Annotated in this window: 2 protein-coding genes and 1 pseudogene; all 3 read right to left on the bottom strand. The window is 72.8% G+C overall.

Going from position 1 to position 4,778, the window contains the following annotated elements:
• Positions 1-376: 376 nt before the first annotated feature.
• On the bottom strand, positions 377-1,675 hold the full coding sequence (locus AOK24_RS28855) for a glucarate dehydratase family protein (RefSeq protein WP_107104072.1): 1,299 nt from the start codon (positions 1,673-1,675) through the stop codon (positions 377-379).
• A 71-nt stretch (positions 1,676-1,746) separates the two neighbouring features.
• Positions 1,747-4,380: an immunoglobulin domain-containing protein gene (locus AOK24_RS28850; RefSeq protein WP_055722979.1), complete on the bottom strand. Its 2,634-nt coding sequence runs from the start codon at positions 4,378-4,380 to the stop codon at positions 1,747-1,749.
• Between the two features lie 97 nt (positions 4,381-4,477).
• Positions 4,478-4,778 (bottom strand): annotated as a pseudogene (locus tag AOK24_RS28845) (hypothetical protein); the annotation flags it as partial.

Here is a 4,778-nt window from a genome sequence, read left to right as displayed (position 1 = left end):
TCTCTCCTGCCGACGCGTCGGACGGGGTCACGGTGCGCTCCCTGCGAGTGGTGCCGATCCGGCACCCCGCGCCCGGGGAACGCCCCCACGGCGGTGCGTCCTCGCGAGTGTGCCGATCCGGCCAGTGTGCACCACCCCACCGACATCGGTCCCCTCAACAGGCCCGAAGCCCCACGGCACACACAGGAACCCCACAGGGGGCAGCGCCGGGGGTGAGGGCGGGGCACCGGGCGTTGGGCCAGGGAACCGAGACGGCCCCGCCCACGGGATCGCCCTGGAGGGCCCGGAGACCCAAGAGCGCGCCCGCGCGCGTGNNCGCGCGCGTGCCCGCCGAATCGCCCTCCACGCGCGCGTGCGCCTCAAGCAAGCCCCGGTCTCACCATCGGGGCACCGACGGCGCCACCCAGCCCGGCTCGGCGACCCGCATCGCCGCCGCGTCGTCGCGGTCCCGCAGGGTGCCGTCGTCGGCCAGCCAGCGCTGGTGGAGGTGGGCGAGGCGGTCGCGGTCCAGTTCCACGCCGAGGCCGGGGGCGTCGGGGACGGTGACCTTGCCGGCGTCGAACGTGAGGCGTTCCGTGAGGACGTCCTCGGACTGCCAGGGGTAGTGGGAGTCGCAGGCGTGGTGGAGGTCGGGGACGGTCGACGCGACGTGGGTCATCGCGGCGAGGGAGATGCCGAGGTGGGTGTTGGAGTGCATGGAGATGCCGACGCCGAACGTGCGGCAGATCGCGGCGAGTTGCTGGGTGTTGCGCAGCCCGCCCCAGTAGTGGTGGTCGGAGAGGACGACCTGGACGGCGCCCCGGGTGAACGCCTCGGGGATCTCGGCGAACGTCGTGACGCACATGTTGGTCGCGAGTGGCACCCCGGTCCGCGCGGCGACCTCGGCCATCGCGTCGGTGCCGAGCGCGGGGTCCTCCAGGTACTCCAGGAGGTCGCCGAGTTCCTTGGCGACGGTGAGGGACGTCTCGACGGACCAGGCCCCGTTGGGGTCGAGCCGCAGCGGGTGCCCGGGGAACGCCTCGGCGAGCGCGCGGACCGCGGCGATCTCCTCCTGCGGCGCGAACACCCCGCCCTTGAGCTTGAACGACGTGAACCCGTACCGCTCGGTGAACTTCCGCGCCTGCTCGACGACCCCGGCGGGGTCGAGGGCGGCCCCCCAGTCGTCGCGCTCGGCGGGGACTCCGGCGGGGTGCTCGGCCCACTTGTAGAACAGGTACGCGCTGTACTCGACGGCATCGCGGACCTTCCCGCCGAGCAGCGCGTGCACGGGCAGCCCGAGGGCCTTGCCGAGCGCGTCGAGGCAGGCGACCTCGAACCCGGAGACGACGGACAGCCGCAGTTTGTCGGCGGTCTGCACGCCCCGCAGCCCGCCGACGTCGACCTGGTCGACGACCCGCGCACGGTCGACGTCCACCCCGTTCATGACCGTGAACAGCCCGTGGTGATCGGCGACGGATCCGCCGACGAGCCGCTCCGCGAACGGCCGCGCCAGCTCCAGGTACTTGGTGTCCCCGTAGGTCTCCCCGAGCCCGGTGACCCCGTCCGCGGTGACGACCTCGATGATCAACCGGGGGGTGTACGGCTGGTGCACCCCCTGCGTGTTCAGCAGCGGCGGGTCCGCGACCAGGATCGGCGTGAGGCGTACGTCGGCGATCGTGAGGTCCACCCTGGTCATCTCCCTCTCAGCGCATCCATGTACGGAAACAGAGGTTAGATACGTGAACCAATGCCGTCAATGGAGCGCCGTCACCGGAGCGCCCGGGCCCGCCGCACCGCGTACACCCCGGTCACCGTCAGCAGCGCGGCGATCCCCGCGACCACGCCGACGGTCACCCCGGTGGAGGCGAGGCTTCCCCCTGCGGTCGTAGTACCTCCGAGGGACCCTCCGGACGAGGACGTGCCCGTAGTACCCGTAGTACCCCTAGTACCCGTAGTACTTGAGTCGCCCCCCGTGGACCCGGTACCACCCGTAGTACCCGTAGTACCCCCAGAGGCCCCCGATCCCCCGCCGGTACCCGTCCCCGGGTCCGTCTCCACCGGCTTCTGCCCCACGAAGCTCACCGGTACCTTGACGTCCTGCGACCGGTCCCCGGACAGCGTGTGGTCGGCCCGGGTCGCCAACACGCACGTCACCTTGAAGCAGTCGGTGTAGGCGTCCTTGGCGTCGAGGGTCAGCGAGACGGAGAACGTACCCCCGTCCCCGTACGGCGTCGCCAACTCCTTGCCGTAGTCGGGCGGGTTGGAGGAGATCCACGCCGAGGAGTGCGACGCGCCGGTCATGTCGACGCCCCCGACGCACGGCGTCGGCAGCTGCCCGGCGCCGTTGTCGACACAGAGGGCGACGTAGATGCCCTTGTCCTCGTCGTACCCGGACCCGGTGACCTTGACGGTCTGCCGCTCGACGGCCAGGCCGTTGACCGGCGTGACGGTCAGCTTCTGCCCCTCGGCGCCGGTGACGGTCCGGGTCCCGGACGGCCCGGTCGGCGTCCCCCCGCCGCCGGTGGTGGTGCCGCCCCCGTTCGTGGCCCCGGCTTCCCTCACCGTCAGCGTGAACTCCGAACTCCGCGTCGTACCCCCGGCGTTGGAGAAGACGACGCGGTACCGGTAGCCGTCCTGAGCGGCGCGCGCGGTGAAGGAGTACGTCCGGGAGGTGGCGCCCGCGACGACGTTCCAGGTCTGCCCGTCGTCGGCGCTGACCTCCCACTTCTGCCCCGGCGCGGGGACCCCTTCGGCGGCGGCGACAAAGGTGACCTTGTCCCCCGCGGACACCGTCTGGTCGGTCGGGGTCTGGGTGACCCGGGGAGACACCCGGAGGTCCACCTTGACGACCTTGCTCTCCGCGTATTTGGTGAGGTAGACGGAGGTCGCGCCGGGCGTGACCGCGACGCCCGCGTAGACCGTGCCGGCGATGCTGCCGGGCAACGCGACGGGCGCGGCGGCCTGTTCGAAGGTCGCGCTGTCGAGGGTCTGGAGCGAGCCGGTGCCGTCGGCGCCCTCGGCGGCCGTGCCGTAGTCCTCGCGCAGGACGAACGCGCGCCGGGACGTCTTGTCGAAGGCCATCGCGAGCGGACGGTCCTTCGCGGTGAGCGTCCTGAGCGCGACGCCGTTCCTGTCGAGGACGAGGACGGCATCATCGACCGCCACCCACACGTTGCCGTTGGCGGGGTCGGTCTCGACGAAGTAGACGGAACCGGCGGGGAGTTCGGCGGTCGCGGTGACCGCGAAGGCCGCGGACCGCGTGTCGACGCGCCGCAGCACCTTCTTGCCGTCGGCCGAACCCACCGACCAGGCCACGCCGTTGGCGGCGTCGACGCCCAACTGGGCGCCGCCTTCGAGGGAGATGGACCGCCGCACCGTGCCGGTGCGGGTCTCGACCTCGGAGAGCGTGGCGCCCTGGGCGACGAGGACGGTGGACGCGGTGGCGGGCCCGGTGCCGGTGACGGTCGCGCCGTTCAGCCAGCTGCCCTCGGCGCGCGCGTCGCCGCCCTTGGCGGTGGCGAGGCCGCGCAGCGGGAAGTGGAAGGAGACGCCGTCGCCGGGCAGCGGGGCGATGATCTGCCGGACCACGCGCGCGGCGAGCGCGCCGCCCGCGCCGGGTGCCTGGGCGATGTGGCCGAGGGCCTTGCCGGTGGCCGGGTCGAGGGCGTAGAGGCCCTGTTCGGCGAGGTCGGCGGTGTCGGGGATGTTGTCCGAACCGACGTACAGCTTCCCGGAGTCGGGGTGGACCAGTACGTCCAGGGGACGACCCGCGGTGGTGAACTCGGCGGCCCGCGCGTAGGAGACGGTCCCGGCGGGGACGTCCACGCCGCCGTCCTCGCCGCCGCCCGGGTCCTGGCCCTGGAAGGTGACGGGTATGCGGACGTCCTGGGAGCGGTCGCCGGGCGCGTTGTGGTCGACGCGGGTGACGACCGAGCAGGCGACCCGCGTGCAGTCGAGACCGCCGTCCTCGGCCTCGATGTCGAGGCGTACGTCGAACGTGCCGCCCGCGCCCCACTTCTCGGCGACCCCGGCGGGGGCCTCCGTGGAGTCGGCGGGGACGATCCACCGGGACGCGCCGCTGCCGCCGGTCTGGTCGGCGCCGCCGAGGCAGGGGGTGGGGATGCGGTTGTCGCCGTTGTCCTTGCAGAGCGCGACGTACACCCCCTTGGTGACGTCGTACCCGGCCCCCGTCACCCGCAGGGTCTCCCCCTCGGGGTTCAGCCCGGCCGAGGCGGAGACGGTGAGCCGCTGGCCGTCCTTGCCGTACGCGGTACGGGGGGTGTCGGCGGCCCGCGCGGCCGGGCCCACCGTGACCGCCGTCGCCGCCGCGGCCACGAGTGCCACCGCGCCGAGCAGGGCGGCGGGCCGCCTCAGCCGCCGGGCGGGGGTGTCGTCTGTCATGAGAGGTCCCTCGGGGAGGTGGTACCCGGGTAGTACGCGAGCGGTACCGAGGGGCACCCCGCAGCAGGCGCCCCTCGGAGATCGGAGTAGTGCGGGACTACTGGAAGGTGATCGGCACGTGGACGTCGTAGGTGCGGTCGTTCGTGTCGAAGTGGTCGGCGCGGGTCACGACCGCGCACTCGACGTCCTGGCCGCAGACGCTGCCGTCGTCCAGCGTGGCCTTGACGAAGATGTTCACGCTGAAGGTGCCGCCGGTGCCGAACTTGGAGCTGTTGGCGAAGAGGCCGCCGAAGGTGTTGTTGACCCAGTGGGAGGCGCCGGTGGAGCCGGACTCGTCCTGGCCGCCGAGGCAGGGGGTCGGCTTGTTGGCACCGGCCGCGCCGTCGACGGCGCACAGG

Origin of the sequence: Streptomyces niveiscabiei, assembly GCF_001419795.1 — a bacterium.
Lineage (GTDB): Bacteria > Actinomycetota > Actinomycetes > Streptomycetales > Streptomycetaceae > Streptomyces > Streptomyces niveiscabiei.
This window is presented reverse-complemented; position numbering and strand designations above follow the sequence as displayed.

What these genes read in the sequence shown, in the direction of transcription:
- AOK24_RS28850 (WP_055722979.1), bottom strand. Translation starts at nt 4,380, where the DNA reads ATGACAGACGACACCCCCGCCCGGCGGCTGAGGCGGCCCGCCGCCCTG.
- AOK24_RS28855 (WP_107104072.1), bottom strand. Translation starts at nt 1,675, where the DNA reads ATGACCAGGGTGGACCTCACGATCGCCGACGTACGCCTCACGCCGATC.